Source organism: Serratia sp. Ae19-1 (assembly GCF_059801225.1).
Map to the genome: position 1 here is coordinate 14,753 of NZ_JBCHWD010000003.1, position 17,637 is coordinate 32,389.

Below are 17,637 nucleotides of genomic sequence, written 5' to 3' on the forward strand. Positions count from 1 at the left end.
TATTGATGCGCGGAAATGCAGGCATCTGCGGCGAATAAAATTCGCTTTGAGGCAATTAAAATAGCGGGAAATAGCAGATTAAAGTAGTTAAATGAATAACGGCGGCGCGCTGACGGCGCCACCGTGGATAATTCAATACAACGTAGAGCGGGAAACTTCGTTCAGCAACATCCCGGCACGCAGCCCCAGCGCCACATTGGGATTAGGGAACAGGATCCATGCGCCCTCTTGGCCGACGCGGTATTCCTCCTGCGGCTGCTCGCACAGCAACATGCCCGCTTTCAGCTCGGTGAAGTTGGCCGTATCATCGTCCAGGTGCAGTTTGAAATCCTCGCTGTGTTTGATCAACGAGTGCATCACACGGAATACCCGGATCGCATCACCCGCGCGCACCGGCAATGCCCCCTCGCTGACCGCCGCCCGCAGAGCGCGATCGATGGCGGCGAACTGCTGCAGATCGTTGCTGCCGAACGGCCGTGCCTTGCCCAGCTCGAGCGTACAGCTCGCGGCATTGAGATGCTCGCTGGAATAGTGGCTGAAGGTACCGCCCGGCGCACTGTGCACCACCAGCGCATCCAGATCGGCAGCATCCAGCAGCGTTAACATAGCATCGCTGTACGGCCGTTTCTGAAATGGCAGAATACCGAAGCGCGGCAAGTGCGACTCGCGAATGGCGGTGTGCAGATCGTAGTGGAAACGCGCCGCCTGCTCGCCATCAAAAAAGGCGGCAAGCGTGCGCTCCAGCTGCTGGGCACGCGCCGTTTCCCCGCTGGCGGCGAAGTTGCGATAGCGGCCGCCGAACATACGATTCATGTCGCTGTGCAGGTAACGCTTGCCCGCACGCATCGCCGCCGGATTACCCAGCACCACCAACAGCCGCACCGTCAGCGGCAAGCGGCCGGCCAGCAGATCGCCGACCAGCTGATTGAGCAGTTCAATCGGCGCAGTTTCGTTGCCATGCACGCCCGCAGACACTACCATCGCCTGGCGATAAGGCTGCCGCGGCGTGAGCTCCAATACCCCTTCCCCTTGCCAACGCCAGCGCAGCTGCGGCGTTTCACCTTGCCATTCGGCGGGTTCATTCCCTTCCAGCGTCAGGGGCAGTAGATCGATCATACAGCCTCCCTTAGCGTTGGAACGGATAGATAGAGCCGAGACCGAGGATCGACGTCAACGAATCCAACGCCTCACGCCCTTCGCGCAGCAGCGCCGGATCGGCCAGGTCATCCTGCGTCAGACGATCGCGGTAATGGCGATCCACCCATTCGTTCAGCGTCGTAAACAGCCGATCGTTCATCATCACGCGCGGATTCACCGCCCGCAGCTCTTGCTCATTGAGCGCCACCCGCAGGCGCAGACAGGCCGGGCCGCCGCCGTTACGCATGCTTTCGCGCAGATCAAACACGCGGATCTCATCGATCGGGCCGCCGCCGCCAACCATGTCGTTCAGATAACGCCAGACGCCGGCATGCTGGCGCGACTCCTCCGGCACCACGATCATCATCTTGCCGTTCGGCTTGGTGAGAATTTGGCTGTTGAACAGATAGGTCGCCACCGCGTCCGCTACCGACACGCGCTCCGTCGGCACTTCGATCGCCACCAGTTCGCTGTCCAGCGTCGCCATCTTGCGTCGCACTTCATCCAGCGCCTGTTGCTGGCGATAAAACGCCTGCTGGTGGTGGAACAGCACGTTCTGGTTGCTGACCGCAATCACGTCGTTATGGAACACGCCCTGATCGATCACCGCCGGGTTTTGCTGCACGAAGACCGTATGCCGCTCGTCCAACTGGTGCAAACGCACGATCGCCTCACCGGCTTCGCGCGTCTGGCGCGCAGGGTAACGCGCCGGCGCCGTTTCGCCGCCAAACTCCTGACGACCGTAAACGAACACCTGCACGCTGCGCTTGGCGTAGTCGCCGCCCAGACGGTTATGGTTGGCCGCCCCTTCGTCGCCGAACAACGCCACCTGCGGCAGCGCCTCGTGGTGGGCGAAATGCCGATCGTCGTTGAACATCGCCCGCAATACGTCGGTGGTGGTTTCCGCTTCGATGGCGCGGTGGAATTTGTTGTTCAGGTTGGCGGCGGTGAAATGCACCTTACCGTCGGCGCTGTCCGCCGAAGGCGACACCGTGGCCGCATTGGCGGTCCACATGCACGACGCCGAGCTGAGCGCCGACAGCAGGCGCGGCGATTGACGCATCGCCTGCGCCAGCACCGCCTCATCGCTGCCGCTGAACCCCAGACGCCGCAGCATCGGCAAATGCGGCCGCTCCTGCGGCGGCAATACCCCTTGCTGGAAACCGAGATCGGCCAGCGCCTTCATTTTCAGCAACCCTTGTTTCGCCGCCAGCTTCGGGTTCGATACGCTGTTTTGATGCTGCGTCGAGGCCTCGTTGCCGAACGACAGCCCGGCATAGTGGTGCGTCGGCCCCACCAAACCGTCGAAATTGACTTCATATCCTGACATGGCTATCCCCTGGGGATGGCCTGCGGCGGCGCCACAGCACCGCCGCAGACGATTAACGGAACGACAAGCCCGGCGACAGCGTCGCCGGCAGCGACAGGCTTTCACTTTCCAGCGAAGCCATCGGCCAGGCGCAATAGTCCGCCGCATAGAAGGCGCTTGGGCGATGGTTGCCGGAGGCCCCCACGCCGCCGAACGGCGCCGCGCTGGACGCCCCGGTCAGCGGCTTGTTCCAGTTGACGATGCCGGCGCGCGCTTCCAACAGCAGCCGCTCGAACAGTTCGCGCTGCGGCGAGACCAGCCCCACCGACAGGCCGTAGCGCGTCTGGTTGGCGAGCCGCAGGGCCTCGTCGAAATCGCGGTAACGCACAATGGTGGTCAACGGCCCGAAATACTCTTCGTCCGGTACGCCGGCCACGCCGGTCAGATCGATGATCCCCGGGCTGAGCAACGAGCTGCCCGGCTCCAGCAGGCGCAGGGTCAGCAGCGATTTGCCGCCCAGCGCCAGCAAGCGCTGCTGCGCTTTCAGCATGTTTTCCGCCGCGGCGGACGACACCACGCCGCCCATAAACGGCTGCGGTTCGGCATCCCAACGGCCGACGCGCAGTTCACCCGCCACCTGAACCAAACGCGCGATGAAGGCGTCGCCTTCCGCTCCCTGCTTCACCAGAATGCGGCGTGAACAGGTGCAGCGTTGGCCGGCGGAGATAAACGCCGACTGGATAGCCAGGTTGACCGCCGCATCGCGATCCTCGAAACCATCGACGATCAGGGCGTTGTTGCCGCCCATTTCCAGCGCCAGGATCTTCTCCGGCTGCCCCGCTAATTGGCGGTGCAGATGGTAGCCGGTCCCGGCGCTGCCGGTGAACAACAGCCCGTCGATATCCGTACTGGCCGCCAGCGCTTCGCCGGTTTCCCGGCCGCCCTGCACCAGATTGATCACCCCATCAGGCAGACCGGCTTTCAGCCACAGCTTCAGGGTCTCTTCGGCGGTCAGCGGCGTCAGTTCGCTCGGCTTGAACACCACGCAGTTTCCGGCCAGCAGCGCCGGCACGATATGGCCATTGGGCAGATGGCCGGGGAAGTTATAAGGGCCGAACACCGCCAGTACGCCGTGCGGGCGATGGCGCAGCACCGAAGCGCCGTCGGCCATCGCCGTCTGGCTAAATCCGGTGCGCGTCTGATAGGCCTGCAGCGAAATGCCCACTTTGCCGATCATCGCCTGAATTTCGGTCAGCGTTTCCCAGCGCGGTTTACCGGTCTCACGGCTGATGGTTTCCGCCAGCGACTGTTTGTGTTCTTCCAGCAAGGCGGCGAAGCGTTTCACCAGCTGTTCACGCTGCTCGAACGGCGTGCGCGCCCAGGCGGGGAAAGCGGCGCGCGCGGCTTCGCAGGCGGCGGCGACGTCATCGACGTCAGCGGCGTTGGCGCGCCACAGCGGCTGATTGCCGACCGGGTCAGTCTTGCCGAACTCAGCGCCGCGGCCCTGCCGCCAGACGCCATTAATCAACAGAGCAGGATGGGACATCATGCTTTCTCCTGTGCAATAAGGGGGAGCACCCGCACCGGGCTGCCCTGCTCGACGCCCAGCGCCGCGGCGGTGGCGGCGTTGATATGCAGGCGGTCGTCATACAGATCGGCATTGACCAGCAGTGCGCGGTAATTCTGATAGTTGTCGTTGGCCACCAGATGCACCGGCGCATCGGCGCGCATCGGCGTGTCATCCAGTACCACTTTCACCAGGCGGCTCTGCTTCACCGCACGGATGTGGTCGATCTCGGCTTCCAGCGTCGGGCCGCCGTCGAAGATATCGACGTAGCCCTGATAACTCAGGCCTTCCGCTTCCAGCAGGCGGCGCGCCGGCAGGGTTTGCGGGTGCACCTCGCCGATCACTTTCTGCGCGTCCTCGGCCAGGAAGTCGACATACAGCGGATGCTTCGGCATCAGCTCGGCGATAAACGCCTTTTGCCCGGTGCCGCTCAGGTAGTCCGCCTTGGCGAACTCGATGGAGAAGAAACGGTGACCGACGCTCTCCCAGAACGGCGAACGGCCGTTTTCATCGGAGAAACCGCGCATTTCGGCGATCAGACGCCGGGAGAAGCGTTCACGGAACGCGGCGATAAACAGGAAACGTACCTTCGACAGCAGCTTGCCGTTCTCGCCGTGACGATAGTCCGGATCGAGGAACAGCGTACACAGCTCCGAATGGCCGGTGTGGTCGTTGCTGAGGAACAGCGTCGGCACCGATTTATAGACGTTCAGCTGTTTGGACGCGTGCACCTGCGTGCCGACGCGGAAGCTGTACCAGGGTTCCGCCAGGCCGACGGCCACTTCGATCGCGCAGACCCCCACCGCCTGCCGGCGCTCGCTGTCTTCCAACACGAACAAATAACACTGGTCACTTTGCGGAAGTTCGCCTTGCCAGGTTTTTAACGCCCGCTCAATACGTGCCGACAGAGTATCTTCGTTTTGCGGCAGCGACGTGAGACCGATACCGGATTTGCCAGCAAGCGTCAGCAAATCTGCCAGATCGCGGCGCTCTATAGGGCGAATAATCATCATAATGCGAACCTCTTCTGAATCAGGCTGCGCCGGTGAAGGCGCAGCCCGCTGATTAGCTGCAAATGCGCGCCACGGCGCGCGCGAATCGCGCCAGCCCCTCTTTCACATCCTGTTCAGGGATGATCAGCGACGGCGTGAAACGCACCACGTCCGGTCCGGCGATCAGCGCGATGACGCCTTCTTCGTTGGCCAGTTGGGTGATCTGCTTCGCTTTGCCGGCATAGTCTTTCTTCAGTTGGCAGCCGATCAGCAAGCCGCCGCCGCGAATCTCGGCGAAGATCGGATACTGGCGGTTAATGTCGTTCAACCCGTCGATAAACCACTGGTGCCGCTGTTTGACGCCTGCCAGCACTTCCGGGGTGTTGATGATGGAGAACACCTCTCCCGCCACCGCCGTCGCCAGCGGGTTGCCGCCGTAGGTGGTGCCGTGGGTGCCGACGCCCAGCGTTTTCGCCAGGGCGTCGGTGGTCAGCATGGCGCCGATCGGGAAGCCGCCGCCCAACGCTTTGGCGGTGGTCAGCACGTCCGGCACCACGCCGTACTGCATGTAGGCATACAGGTGGCCGGTGCGGCCGACGCCGGTCTGCACTTCGTCAAAGATCAGCAGCGCGTTATGGCGATCGCACAGCTCGCGCAACCCCTGCAGGAAGCTGGCCTCCGCCGGCAGCACGCCGCCTTCGCCCTGGATAGGCTCGACGATCACCGCGCAGGTGCGATCGTTGATAAGCTCGGCCGCCGCCGCCAGATCGTTATACGGCGTGTGGGTGATGCCGCCCGGCAGCGGCGCAAAGTCCTGCGAATACTTCGGCTGACCGCCGGCGGAGACGGTGAACAGCGTGCGGCCGTGGAACGCGTTGTTGAAGGCCACGATCTGATCTTTGCCGGCGCCGTACTGGTCGTGCGCGTGTTTGCGCGCCAGCTTCAGCGCCGCTTCGTTGGCTTCGGCGCCCGAGTTACAGAAAAACACCTTGTCGGCGAAGGTGGCGTCGATCAGCTTTTTGGCCAGACGCAGCACCGGTTCGTTGGTATAGCCATTGCCCAGATGCCACAGTTTGCCCGCCTGCTCCACCAGCGCCGCCTTGACCGCCGGGTGCGCATGGCCCAACGCGTTAACCGCGATGCCGCCGGCGAAATCGATGTAAGACTTACCCTGTTGATCCCACACCTGCGAGCCTTCTCCCCGCACCAGAATAAAATCGGCAGGGGCATAAACCGGGACCATCCAGTCATCGAAAGACTGGCGGGTAACTGCGATTGGCTGTTCCATAGTGACCTCATAATCTCAGCAAAGGCTGAATTTTGACTGTAAGGGCCGCTCAAGCCCGGCTAGGCCGCCACAATGCAAAAAAAACGCTGTTCAAAACCGACTTTCCCCGCGGAGAAAATGCTGCCTTTCACCGCTGATTTAGAAACAAATCTGTTACATAAAATCGGTTTTTCACTATTTATGGCGTATATCCGGTCCCTGAGCGGGGAGTAAATGTTAACGAGCAGTTAAAATACATGTCGTTTGATAAAGAGTGTAGAGCAGCTATCGTGCCAAAACGGGATTTTTGCCGGATTTTGCTATTTTTTACGTTAAAACAACGGCTTATAATGCATACATATTCATTTTTTATGCATTGGTAATGCATAAATTAAAAAATAAGGCCTAAAATCATCATTGCCCGCGAAATCCTATTCAATTACGAAAAACTTCAGAATTTCTGATCGGGCTCGCAAAAATAATTTCTACCGATTTGCTCACCATCACACTTTTTGCCCCAATCCGGTGCAGCGGTGCGCCAGGATCGTGCAATGCGGCGGCGAAGCGCCTATGCCGCCTACCGCGGCTCTCGCTTTATGCGCCAACGACTACACTGTGATTCTGATCGCACCTTTTCTTCTTCCGCGCACAAGGAGTCACCATGTCCAAGAAAAACGTCGACCTCGGTCGGCCGCTCCCCCTGCATGACATCAGTACCTTTCTCGACGCGCTGAATGCCGCCGGCGACAAACCCATGGAACACATGAAGCCCAAAGAGGCGCGCAGGGTTTTGGAAGACGCGCAGCGCAGCGCCGAGGTGCCGCTGCGTGAGGTCGAGATCAGCGAGAAAAGCATTCATGTAGAGGGGCAGGATATTTTGCTGCAGCTGGTGCGGCCGGCCAGGGTCAAGGAAAAGCTGCCGGTCTTCATGTTCTTTCACGGCGGCGGTTGGGTGCTGGGCGATTTCCCCACCCACGAACGCCTGGTGCGCGATCTGGTGCACAGCTCCGGGGCGGCGGCAGTGTTCGTCAACTACCCCCGCTCGCCCGAAGCGCGATACCCTGAGGCGATCAACCTGGCTTACGCCGCCACGGAATGGGTGGCCGAGTACGGTGAAAAGATCAACGTCGACGGCTCACGACTGGCGGTGGTCGGCAACAGCGCCGGCGGCAACATGGCGGCGGTGGTCAGCCTGATGGCCAAAGAGAAAGGCATACCGGCGCTGCGTTGCCAGATCCTGCTGTGGCCCGTCACGCACGCCCAGTTTGATACCGACTCCTATCATCAGTTCGCCGAAGGCCATTTCCTGACCCGCAACATGATGAAGTGGTTTTGGGACAGCTATGCGCCCGATAAGGCGCAGCGCAAGGAGATCTACGCCTCGCCGCTCAACGCCACGGCGGAACAGCTGCAGGGGTTGCCGCCGGCGCTGGTGCAGACCGCCGAGCTGGACGTGTTGCGCGATGAGGGCGAAGCCTACGCGCGCCTGCTCGACGCCGCCGGGGTCGAGGTCACTTCCACCCGCTACAACGGATTGATCCACGACTACGGTCTGTTGAACCCGCTCGCCCATGTCCCGACGGTGCATTCGGCGATCCACCAGGCCGGGCGCGCGCTGAAGCATTACCTGTCCTGATGCTAACCGACAAGGTGACAGGCCACCTGATGGCCGGGCGCCACGCTGCGCAGGCGCGGCGCCTGTTCACGGCACTGCGCCGTAGCCTGCGGGCAGCGAGGGTGGAAACGGCAGCCGCGCGGCGGGTTGGCGGGATTGGGCGGTTCACCGTTTGCCACCTGCGTCGGTAAACGTTGCGTATCCAGCGTCGGCACCGCCGCCAACAGGGCCTGCGTATAGGGATGCAGCGGTTGGCGAAACAGAGCATCGCGGTCGGCGCTCTCGACAATCTGCCCCAGATACATCACCGCCACGTCCTGGCACAGATGCTCCACCACACCGAGATCGTGCGAAATAAACAGCAGCGTCACCCCCTGCCGTTCCTGCAAATCGGAAAACAGATTGATGATCTGCGCCTGAATCGACACGTCGAGCGCCGATATCGGTTCGTCGGCGACGATAAACTCCGGCTGCAGGATCAGCGCGCGCGCGATGCCGATGCGCTGCCGCTGGCCGCCGGAAAACTCATGCGGAAACCGCCCGTAATGCTGTGGAGACAGCCCGCAGATCGCCAGAGTGTCGAGCACCCGCTCGCGCAGTTCCGCCTTACTCGCCAGACCGTGCTGCAACAGCGCTTCGCCGATGGCGTCGCCCACGCGCAGGCGCGGATTCAGCGAACTGTACGGATCCTGAAACACCAGCTGCATTTTCGGCCGCAGCGCGCGCAGCGCCTCTTTGCTCAGGCTATCCAGCGCCTGCCCGTTAAACCGCACCTCGCCGGCGGTTTTGTCGTGCAGGCCGAGCAACGTGCGGCCGACGGTGGTTTTACCGCTGCCGGACTCGCCCACCAGCCCGAAAATGCGGCCCTTGCGAATGCTGAAGCTGACGTCGTCCACCGCCTTCAACTGGCCGGTGGTACGCCCGAACAGCCCGTCGCGCAGCGGGAAATATTTCTTCAATCCCTTCACTTCCACCAAAGGTTCAGTCGACATGCGGGCGCCCTCCGGCGTTGAGAAAACAGGCGGACTGGCGCTGCCGGGAGCCGTACAGCGGAGGAATGCCGTCGCGGCAGCGCGCGGTGGCCTGTGCACAGCGTTCGGCGAAAGCGCAATGCTCAGGCAGCCGCGCCAGATCCGGTACCTGGCCGGGAATGGAATATAAGCGATGACGCCGCTGCCCCGGCGACGGCCGCGAGGCGATCAGCCCCTGCGTGTAGGGATGCTGCGGTTCGGCCAACACTTCCCGCGTCGTTCCCTGTTCGACAACGCGCCCGGCGTACATCACCGCCAGCCGGTCCGCCATTTGGGCGATCACCCCAAGATCGTGGGTGATCAAGATCATCGCCATATTGTGTCGCCGGCTCTGTTCGCGCAGCAGCGCCAGGATCTGCGCCTGTACCGTAACGTCGAGCGCCGTGGTCGGCTCATCGGCGATCAACAGCGCCGGTCGGCACCCGATCGCCATGGCGATCATCACGCGCTGCAGCATGCCGCCGGACAGTTGATGCGGATAACAGCCCATCAGCGCCTCCGCACGCGCCAGCCCCACTTCCGCCAGCAACTGAATCGCCTGCCGCCAGGCCGTTTTCGGCGACAGCAGCCGGTGACGTATCAGCGGCTCCACCAGCTGTTCGCCGAGCGTCAGCACCGGATTGAGCGCGCTCATCGGTTCCTGAAAGATCATCGCCAACCGGTTGCCGCGCAGATCCGCCATGTTTGATGCCCGCAGCGACAGCAGGTTTTGCCCTTCGAAGCGGATTTCACCGCCGTCTACCTGCGCCAGCGGCTGCGGCAACAGCCCCATCAACGCCATGGCGGTCACGCTTTTGCCGCAACCCGATTCGCCGACGATCCCCAGCGTTTGCCCGGCATGCAGTTCAAGGCTGACCTGCTGCACCGCCCGCACCGGCCCTTGCTCCCCCTGAAACGACACCGACAATCGATCGAACGCCAGCAGCGGTTGACTCATCGTTTTACCCCATTCATTTTCGGATCGAGCGCGTCCCGCAGGCCGTCGCCCAAAATATTGATCGCCACCACGGTGACGAAGATCGCCAGCCCCGGCGGCATCCACAGCCAGGGGCGGCGCTGAAAATCGATCAGGCTATTGGCAGCGTCCATCATGTTGCCCCACGACGGCGTCGGCGGTACCACACCCAGCCCGAGGTAGCTCAGCGCCGATTCGCTGAGGATGGCATTGGCCACCGCCATGGTGGCCACCACCACCAGAATCGGCACGGTGTTGGGCAGCAGATGACCAAACAGCCGCCGCCGGGTGGAGAGCCCCAGCACTTCGGTGGCCAGCATGAAATCCCGTTCGCGCAGCGACAGGATCTGGCCGCGCACCAGCCGCGCCAATGACGGCCACCCCAGCAGGCTCAGCATGATCATCACCATGTAGATGCGGTAGTCCGGCGAGACGTCGAGCTCGGTCAGCATCGCCCCCATGATGATCAGCAGCGGCAGGCCGGGGATGGTCATCAGCAGATCGGCGAAACGCATGATCAGCCGATCCGCCACGCCCCCCAGATAACCGGCGAGCGCTCCCAGCACATAGCCCAGCGTCACCGACAACAGCATCGACACCAGGCCGATAGTCAGCGATATTCGCCCCGCCAGCAGCAGCCGGGTGCAGATATCGCGGCCGAGAAAGTCGGTGCCCAACCAGTGCGCACCGCTCGGTGCCTGATTGATATTCAGCATATCGCCAGCGTCGTCGCGCCACGGCGACAGCGGCGGCCCAATCAGGCACAGCAACGCCAGCAGCACCAGCAACGCCAGCGAAATCATCGCCGGCCGGTGGCGGCGCAGACGTCGCCAGGCCTGCGCGGCGGGCGGCGGCGACAGCTGAGCCAGCACCGGCAGCTGCGCCTGTCGCCAGCGGCGACGGCGGCCGAAAAACAGCGTAACCAACATCGTATTACCTCAAGCGAATGCGCGGATCGGCGTAGGCGTACAGAATGTCCGCCAGCAGGTTGCCGAGAATGGTCAAGGCGGCCAGAAACAGCGTAAAACCCATCAATACCGGGTAGTCGCGCGCCGCCAGCGAATCGATATGAATATGCCCGGCCCCCGGCCAGTTGAAGATTTTTTCGGTGATCAGCGCGCCGGAGAACAATCCCGGCAGCTCGAACCCCAGCAGGGTGATGATCGGCAACAGCGCATTGCGCAGCGCGTGTTTGAGGATCACCGTTTTCTCCCTGAGCCCCTTGGCGCGCGCGGTGCGGATATAGTCCATGCGGATCACCTCCAGCATGCTGGCGCGGAAATAGCGCGTCAGGCTGCCGGCCTGCAGCATCACCAGCGCCAGCACCGGCAACAGCAGATGCGCCGCCACCTCCAGTGCCCAGGCCAGCCCGCTCGACTCACTGCCGGTGCGCAACATACCGCCCGCCGGCAGCCAGTGCAGATCGACGGCGAACCATTTGATCAGCAACAGGCAAAGAAAAAAGGTCGGAAACGACATGGCCGCGAACACCGCCACGGTGATCAGATGATCGAACAGCGAATAGGGTTTCATCGCCGAGACCACCCCCACCGCCAGCGCGATGCCCCAATACAGCACCATCGCCACCGCCGCCAGCAGGAACGAATTCCAGATGTATTGATTCAGCAGCGTGCTGACCGGGATCTGGTACTGCAGCGAAAAGCCGAGGTCGCCCTGCAGCAATCGGCCAAGCCAGTGCAGGTAACGGCTGAACAGCGGCTGATCCAACCCGTACAGCGCCCGCAGCTCGGCGGCGCGTTGCGCGGTCAGGTTGATGTTGCCATCGATAAAGTCGCCGGGCGCCAGGGCGAAGATGCAAAAAATCAGCAATGAAGCCAACAGCAGCATCGGGATAGTCTGCAACAGACGGCGCAGGATAAAGTTTCTCATTGCGGTTTCCATCGCCGCCGCCCGAAGCGGCGCAGCGGCTTCAGGGCGTTACGGTGCCGGTTTGACGTTCGGCAGGCTGCCGACCAAGCCGTTGTAGATATCCGGTTTAAAGCCGGTGACGCGCGCGCTGCTGGCGCTCAAGATTTCGCGGTTGCCCAGCAAGATCACCGGCGGATCGTCCGCCAACACCTGATACAGCTGATGGTACAGCGGTTTGCGCTGCGCGATGTCCAGCGTGGCGTTGGCCCTGGCGATCAGTGCATCCACCTGCGGGTTGTGATACCCGGTCTGGCTCTCGCGGCTGATGAAATCGCGCACGCCGTCGTGCGGATCGTTCAACGTACTGGTGCTGAGGGACGCCAGGTCATAATTGCCCGCCTTGCGCTGCGCCAGCAGCGCGTTGAAATCCAATACCTGCGGTTTCAGCACCACGCCGAGCCGGCGGTAGTTGTCCTTGGCGATCGGCACCAACGCATCGTTGATCAGTTTTTTGGTCACCAACAGCGTCAGCTCCAGCTTTTTACCGTCTTTTTGCCGAATGCCATCCGCCCCCACTCGCCAACCGGCCTCGTCCAACAGCTTACCGGCCTTATCGAGATCGTAAGCGTAGGGATTGATGCCGTTCGCGTCATAGGCCCAGGAGATCGGCGAGATTGGCTGGTTGGCGACCTTGCCGTACCCCTGGTATACCACGGCGATCAGCCTCTGCCGATCCAGACCGTAGATCAGCGCCTGGCGCACCCGTTTGTCCTGCAGCGCCGGGCGCCGGAGGTTGAAGTCGACGCGGCTGTAATCGCTCGAACTGTAGAGGTTGATATTGGCGAAGCCGAGCAGCTTCAGCTGTTCGATATCGTCAGGCTTGGCGGTAAAGGCGTCGTAGTCGGTCTCGCCGGTCTGGAACAGCTGGAAGTTGGTAGCCGGGTTGGTCACGCGATAGATAAAGCGCGCCATCGGCGGCGGGCCAAGGTAGAAGTTCGGGTTGGCGTGGAAGCGAATCTCTTGCCCCGGCACATACCTGTCGTAAATGTAGGGGCCGTTGCCGAGCGGCTTGCCGTTGAAGGCGCGCACGCCGTCGAGCTTGCCGCGCTGATAGTCTTTGCCGTAGTAAGCACGAGACAGCACCGGCCCGCCGATCAATTGTAAAGTGGTCGCGCCCGGTTGCGTGGTGACGATCTGAATGGTGCGATCATCGATCACCTTCAGCCCGCTGATGCTGGCCGCGGTGCCGTTTTTATAGTCGGCGCCGCCCTGAATGTGCGCCGGCGTGATATCGGTATCGCCGTCATAGGCCGGGTCGTGCAGCAGCGTCAGGGTAAAGGCGATATCGTCGGCCTTCAACGGCGAACCGTCGTTGTAGACCAGGTTCGGCCGCAGCTTGATGGTGTAGGTCAGATTATCGGGGCTGACCTGCCAGGACTCAGCCAGGCGTCCTTCCGGCTTGCCCTGGCTGTCCAGGCCGATCAGGCGGCTGAAGATCACGTCGGTCACGTTCTCGTCCCAGCCGTTGGTGAACAGATACGGGTTGAAAATCCCCTGCGGCTCCGAGATGCCTGCCACCACGGTGTCTTTGCGCAGTTTGGCGGCGGCCGGCACCCGAGCGGCGTCGCTGGCCGGCGTGATGCCTTCGGCCAGCGTTTCCGCCTGAACGCCGGCGCTCAGCCCCAGCGCGCAGACCAACGCCAGCGGCGTCAGCCGATAACGCAACAGTTTGTTTAGTTTATTTTTTATTCCACTCACCCACTGCCCCTCGTCTTCCCGTTGATAAAAATGTGACAAAATTTATCGCAGAGTAATGGGCGGCTGGAGGGCTGTCTAACAACGAAACCGGCATTCCATTGCCGAAAAAAGCATTATGAATTTTTCTGGGGCGAACCGTCGTGCCAAACGCGGTTCAACCGGTCGCCGCCAGCCCCCGGATAAGTTTGGCTAAGGTTTTTATCGCCTCTTCAAACCGGTCGTTCCATTCAAACGAGGCGTTGAGACGGAAGCAGTGATTGAAATGGTCGCCGGTGGTGAACATGCGCCCCGGCGCGATGCTGATACCCCGAGAAAGAGCGCGCCGGTACAGTTCCATCGACGACAGCGCCGGATCCAGCTCCAGCCACAGAAAATAACCGCCGTCAGGCTGGCTGACTTTCACCGTCGGCGGAAAATGGTGGGCGATCGCCTGACGCATGGCGCTTTGGCGCTGAGCCAGCAGGCGACGCAACCGCCGTAGGTGGGTATCGTAGCCGCCGTGCAACAGATAATCCGCCAGCGCCATCTGGGTCGGCACGCTAGTGGAAACGGTGCTCATCAGTTGCAAACGCTGGATCTGTTGCGCGTAACGCCCCGCCGCCACCCAGCCAACGCGAAAGCCCGGCGCCAAACATTTGGAAAACGACGAACAGTGCAGGATCTGGCCACCGCTGTCGAGCGCCTTGGCCGGCAGCGGCCGTTCGGCGCTGAAATAGAGTTCCCCGTAGACATCGTCTTCGATCAGCGAGATCTGCCGCTCGCGCAGCAGCGCCACCAGACGCTGTTTGTTGGCCTCCGGCAAGGTGGCGCCCTGCGGGTTTTGGAAATGGGTCATCAGCCAGCAGGCCTTGATCGGATACTGTTCCACCGCCTGCTGCAACGCATCCAGATCGATGCCGTCCTGCGGATGGGTGGCGATCGCCACCGCCTTCAGTCGCAACCGCTCCAGCGCCTGCAGCGCGCCGTAAAACGCCGGCGACTCGATCGCCACATAGTCACCCGGCTGGGTCACTGCCTGCAGGCTGAGGCTGAGCGACTCCATCGCCCCGGCGGTGATGACGATCTCGTCCGGCGCCACCTGCATGCCGCTCAGCGCATAGCGCTGGGCGATATGCCGCCGCAGCGCGTCGTTGCCCGGCGGCAGGTTAGCCAGCGAGCTGTGCGGCGTGAACTTGCGCGCCACGCTGCTCAGCGCCCGCGCCAGCTTCGGCTGCGCGAACAGCGTGGCGTCGGGAAACGCCGAACCGAAAGGCACGATGTCCGGGTCCTTGCAGGCCTGCAGCACGTCGAAGATAAAGGCGTTGATGTCCACCTGCTCGCTCAGCACCAGCTTCTCGCCGCGCGAAGGCTGCGGCAACGGCTGCGGGCGCGCCGCCACATAATAGCCCGACTGCGGCCGGGCGACGATCCATCCCTGGCTCTCCAACAGCTGGTAAGACTGCACCACCGTCATCAGGCTCAGCCCGGCGCGTTTGCCGCTTTCGCGCAGCGAAGGCAGCTTGTCGCCCGCCCGCCACACCCGGTTCTGGATCTGTTCTCTAATCTGCTGCGCAAGCTGTTCGTATCGGGTCATAGCTCTTAACTGTTATATGAAAAAGTAAAATAACTGTCACTATTATAGTCACTGTACTTCGTGATTAACTTCACGCCAAGCTTTTCACATAAAAATGACAGCTATACTCAAGAGGTTAATTTATGTTCAACCCTAGGAGGCGCCATGCTGGGTCTTGATGCACTGGAACTCGCCAGAATACAGTTCGCCTTCACCGTGTCTTTCCATATCATCTTCCCCGCCATCACCATCGGTTTAGCCAGCTATCTGGCGGTGCTGGAGGGATTATGGTTGAAAACGCACAATGAAGCCTATCGTGAGCTTTACCATTTCTGGTCAAAGATTTTCGCCGTTAACTTCGGCATGGGCGTGGTTTCCGGGTTGGTGATGGCCTACCAGTTCGGCACCAACTGGAGCTTCTTCTCCGAGTTCGCCGGCAGCATTACCGGGCCGCTGCTGACCTACGAAGTACTGACCGCCTTCTTCCTCGAAGCCGGTTTCCTCGGTGTGATGCTGTTCGGCTGGAACCGCGTCGGCCCAGGGCTGCACTTCTTCGCTACCTGTATGGTGGCACTCGGCACGCTGATCTCCACCTTCTGGATCCTGGCCTCCAACAGCTGGATGCAAACCCCGCAGGGACACGAAATTATCAACGGCCAGGTGGTGCCGGTCGACTGGCTGAAGGTGATATTCAACCCGTCCTTCCCGTATCGCCTGCTGCACATGTCCACCGCCGCCTTCCTCTCCTCGGCGTTCTTCGTCGGCGCTTCCGCCGCCTGGCACCTGCTGCGCGGCCGCGATACGCCGGCGATGCGCAAGATGCTGTCGATGGCGATGTGGATGGCGCTGATCGTCGCGCCGGTGCAGGCGCTGATCGGCGATGCGCACGGCCTGAATACGCTGAAACACCAGCCGGCGAAGATCGCCGCCATCGAAGGCCATTGGGAAAACCCGCCGGGCGAAGCTACGCCGCTGATCCTGGTCGGTTGGCCGGACATGCAGCGTGAAGAGACTCGCTTCAAGCTGGAGGTGCCTTATCTCGGCAGCCTGATCCTGACGCACAGCCTGACCGAGCAAGTGCCGGCGCTCAAATCCTTCCCGCCGGAAGATCGCCCCAACTCCACCGTGGTGTTCTGGTCGTTCCGCATCATGGTCGGGCTGGGCATGCTGATGATTCTGGCCGGGGTATGGAGCCTGTGGCTGCGCTGGCGCGGCGGGCTGTATCAGTCGCGTCCGTTCCTGTACTTCATTCTGTGGATGGGCCCGTCCGGGCTGCTGGCGCTGCTCGCGGGTTGGTTCACCACCGAGATCGGCCGCCAGCCCTGGGTGGTGTATGGCCTGCTGCGCACCAAGGATGCGGTCTCCGCGCATGGCGATCTGCACATGAGCATCAGCCTGCTGGCGTTTATTATCGTCTATTGCTCGGTGTTCGGCGTGGGTTATTCCTACATGATGCGCCTGATCCGCAAAGGGCCGCAGCCGCATGAGCACCAAGAAGACAATACCGAGGGCCGCCCGGCGCGTCCGCTGTCCGCGGTCAACGACACTCTGGATGACAGGAGCTGAACATGGGCATCGATCTTCCGCTGATTTGGTTTGTGATCATCGTGTTCAGCACCATGATGTACGTGGTGATGGACGGTTTCGATTTGGGCATCGGCATCCTGTTTCCGTGGGTGAAAGCGAGCGACGACCGCGATCTGATGATGAACACCGTCGCCCCGGTGTGGGACGGCAATGAGACCTGGCTGGTGCTGGGCGGCGCGGCGCTGTTCGGCGCCTTCCCGCTGGCCTACTCGGTGATCCTCGATGCGCTGGCGATCCCGCTGACGCTGATGCTGATCGGGCTGATTTTCCGCGGCGTAGCCTTCGAGTTTCGCTTCAAGGCAACACCGGAAAAGCGCCATATCTGGGACAAGGCGTTCATCTGGGGCTCACTGTTCGCCACCTTCAGCCAGGGGGTGGTGGTGGGCGCCGTGATCAACGGCTTCCCGGTCGAGGGGCGCACCTACGCCGGCGGCGCGCTGGACTGGCTGACGCCGTTCGCACTGTTCTGCGGGCTGGGGCTGGTGGTGACCTACGCCCTGCTCGGTTGCACCTGGCTGGTGATGAAAACCGCCGGTGATCTGCAGGCGCGCATGTATCACCTGGCGACGCCGCTGCTGGCGATCCTGTTGTTGGTGCTGGCTGCGGTCAGTATCTGGACGCCGATCGCCCATCCGGAAATCGCCGCCCGCTGGTTTACCTTGCCGAACCTGTTCTGGCTGCTGCCGGTGCCGGTGCTGGTGCTGCTCAGCGCCTGGGGAATTCAACGCGGGGTGAAACGCGGCGCGCACTACTCGCCGTTCATGCTGACGCTGCTGCTGGTGTTCCTCGGCCTGAGCGGGCTCGGCATCAGCATCTGGCCGCACCTGATCCCGCCGGCCATCAGCCTGTGGGACGCCGCCGCACCGCCGCAGAGCCTTGGGTTTATGCTGGTAGGCGCGCTGTTTATCATCCCGATCATTCTGGTCTACACCTTCTGGAGCTACTACGTGTTCCGCGGCAAGATCAGCCATGAACACGGCTATCACTGAGGAGGGAGG

General features: G+C 62.0%; 14 protein-coding genes. 3 read left to right on the plus strand and 11 right to left on the minus strand.

Annotated elements, in window-relative coordinates; all coding sequences use genetic code 11:
- Positions 1 to 132: 132 nt before the first annotated feature.
- From astE to AAIE04_RS10275, 5 genes are read right to left on the minus strand one after another with little or no spacing between them, the layout of a single operon-like run.
- A complete protein-coding gene (gene astE, locus AAIE04_RS10255; RefSeq protein WP_498576877.1) occupies positions 133 to 1,116 on the minus strand; it encodes a succinylglutamate desuccinylase in 984 nt (327 codons plus the stop codon).
- Between the two features lie 10 nt (positions 1,117 to 1,126).
- On the minus strand, positions 1,127 to 2,467 hold the full coding sequence (gene astB / locus AAIE04_RS10260) for an N-succinylarginine dihydrolase (RefSeq protein WP_498576878.1): 1,341 nt from the start codon (positions 2,465 to 2,467) through the stop codon (positions 1,127 to 1,129).
- Between the two features lie 52 nt (positions 2,468 to 2,519).
- On the minus strand, positions 2,520 to 3,992 hold the full coding sequence (astD, locus tag AAIE04_RS10265; RefSeq protein ID WP_498577064.1) for a succinylglutamate-semialdehyde dehydrogenase: 1,473 nt from the start codon (positions 3,990 to 3,992) through the stop codon (positions 2,520 to 2,522).
- A complete protein-coding gene (gene astA, locus AAIE04_RS10270; RefSeq protein ID WP_004934585.1) occupies positions 3,992 to 5,026 on the minus strand; it encodes an arginine N-succinyltransferase in 1,035 nt (344 codons plus the stop codon). Before astA ends, astD begins: the two co-directional genes overlap by 1 nt.
- Before the next feature lie 52 nt (positions 5,027 to 5,078).
- Complete coding sequence (locus tag AAIE04_RS10275; RefSeq protein ID WP_154746358.1) at positions 5,079 to 6,293, minus strand: aspartate aminotransferase family protein; 1,215 nt, start codon at positions 6,291 to 6,293, stop codon at positions 5,079 to 5,081.
- A 640-nt stretch (positions 6,294 to 6,933) separates the two neighbouring features.
- Between AAIE04_RS10275 and AAIE04_RS10280 the strand changes: the two genes are divergently transcribed.
- Positions 6,934 to 7,908, plus strand: coding sequence for an alpha/beta hydrolase (locus AAIE04_RS10280; RefSeq protein WP_498576879.1), 975 nt, complete (start codon positions 6,934 to 6,936; stop codon positions 7,906 to 7,908).
- Between the two features lie 2 nt (positions 7,909 to 7,910).
- Here AAIE04_RS10280 and AAIE04_RS10285 read toward each other — a convergent pair whose 3' ends face one another.
- The 6 genes from AAIE04_RS10285 to AAIE04_RS10310 all read right to left on the minus strand — a co-directional run bounded on the left by AAIE04_RS10285 (position 7,911) and on the right by AAIE04_RS10310 (position 15,073).
- Positions 7,911 to 8,879 (minus strand): ABC transporter ATP-binding protein, encoded by a 969-nt coding sequence (locus AAIE04_RS10285; RefSeq protein ID WP_498576880.1) that lies wholly within the window; start codon positions 8,877 to 8,879, stop codon positions 7,911 to 7,913.
- Entirely contained in the window at positions 8,869 to 9,855 is a 987-nt protein-coding gene (locus AAIE04_RS10290) for an ABC transporter ATP-binding protein (protein ID WP_019452868.1), read from the minus strand. The genes AAIE04_RS10285 and AAIE04_RS10290 overlap by 11 nt, the downstream gene beginning before the upstream one ends.
- A complete protein-coding gene (gene opp4C / locus AAIE04_RS10295; RefSeq protein ID WP_063918507.1) occupies positions 9,852 to 10,802 on the minus strand; it encodes an oligopeptide ABC transporter permease in 951 nt (316 codons plus the stop codon). Before opp4C ends, AAIE04_RS10290 begins: the two co-directional genes overlap by 4 nt.
- A gap of 4 nt (positions 10,803 to 10,806) precedes the next feature.
- Positions 10,807 to 11,763 (minus strand): ABC transporter permease, encoded by a 957-nt coding sequence (locus AAIE04_RS10300; protein WP_498576881.1) that lies wholly within the window; start codon positions 11,761 to 11,763, stop codon positions 10,807 to 10,809.
- Positions 11,764 to 11,811: 48 nt separating this feature from the next.
- A complete protein-coding gene (locus AAIE04_RS10305; RefSeq protein WP_498577065.1) occupies positions 11,812 to 13,467 on the minus strand; it encodes an ABC transporter substrate-binding protein in 1,656 nt (551 codons plus the stop codon).
- A gap of 187 nt (positions 13,468 to 13,654) precedes the next feature.
- The gene (locus AAIE04_RS10310; protein WP_019452872.1) at positions 13,655 to 15,073 is read right to left on the minus strand and encodes an aminotransferase-like domain-containing protein; all 1,419 of its coding nucleotides are present in this window, start codon (positions 15,071 to 15,073) and stop codon (positions 13,655 to 13,657) included.
- Between the two features lie 144 nt (positions 15,074 to 15,217).
- Here AAIE04_RS10310 and AAIE04_RS10315 point away from each other — a divergent pair, with 144 nt between their 5' ends.
- Both AAIE04_RS10315 and cydB read left to right on the plus strand, forming a co-directional pair.
- On the plus strand, positions 15,218 to 16,618 hold the full coding sequence (locus AAIE04_RS10315) for a cytochrome ubiquinol oxidase subunit I (RefSeq protein WP_004934615.1): 1,401 nt from the start codon (positions 15,218 to 15,220) through the stop codon (positions 16,616 to 16,618).
- A 2-nt stretch (positions 16,619 to 16,620) separates the two neighbouring features.
- Positions 16,621 to 17,628, plus strand: coding sequence for a cytochrome d ubiquinol oxidase subunit II (gene cydB, locus AAIE04_RS10320; RefSeq protein WP_063918510.1), 1,008 nt, complete (start codon positions 16,621 to 16,623; stop codon positions 17,626 to 17,628).
- Positions 17,629 to 17,637 lie beyond the last annotated feature (9 nt).

Excerpts from the sequence above, each read along its gene's own strand:
- astE (WP_498576877.1), bottom strand. The coding sequence starts at position 1,116 with ATGATCGATCTACTGCCCCTGACGCTGGAAGGGAATGAACCCGCCGAA.
- astB (WP_498576878.1), bottom strand. The coding sequence starts at position 2,467 with ATGTCAGGATATGAAGTCAATTTCGACGGTTTGGTGGGGCCGACGCAC.
- astD (WP_498577064.1), bottom strand. The coding sequence starts at position 3,992 with ATGTCCCATCCTGCTCTGTTGATTAATGGCGTCTGGCGGCAGGGCCGC.
- astA (WP_004934585.1), bottom strand. The coding sequence starts at position 5,026 with ATGATGATTATTCGCCCTATAGAGCGCCGCGATCTGGCAGATTTGCTG.
- AAIE04_RS10275 (WP_154746358.1), bottom strand. The coding sequence starts at position 6,293 with ATGGAACAGCCAATCGCAGTTACCCGCCAGTCTTTCGATGACTGGATG.
- AAIE04_RS10280 (WP_498576879.1), top strand. The coding sequence starts at position 6,934 with ATGTCCAAGAAAAACGTCGACCTCGGTCGGCCGCTCCCCCTGCATGAC.
- AAIE04_RS10285 (WP_498576880.1), bottom strand. The coding sequence starts at position 8,879 with ATGTCGACTGAACCTTTGGTGGAAGTGAAGGGATTGAAGAAATATTTC.
- AAIE04_RS10290 (WP_019452868.1), bottom strand. The coding sequence starts at position 9,855 with ATGAGTCAACCGCTGCTGGCGTTCGATCGATTGTCGGTGTCGTTTCAG.
- opp4C (WP_063918507.1), bottom strand. The coding sequence starts at position 10,802 with ATGTTGGTTACGCTGTTTTTCGGCCGCCGTCGCCGCTGGCGACAGGCG.
- AAIE04_RS10300 (WP_498576881.1), bottom strand. The coding sequence starts at position 11,763 with ATGAGAAACTTTATCCTGCGCCGTCTGTTGCAGACTATCCCGATGCTG.
- AAIE04_RS10310 (WP_019452872.1), bottom strand. The coding sequence starts at position 15,073 with ATGACCCGATACGAACAGCTTGCGCAGCAGATTAGAGAACAGATCCAG.
- AAIE04_RS10315 (WP_004934615.1), top strand. The coding sequence starts at position 15,218 with ATGCTGGGTCTTGATGCACTGGAACTCGCCAGAATACAGTTCGCCTTC.
- cydB (WP_063918510.1), top strand. The coding sequence starts at position 16,621 with ATGGGCATCGATCTTCCGCTGATTTGGTTTGTGATCATCGTGTTCAGC.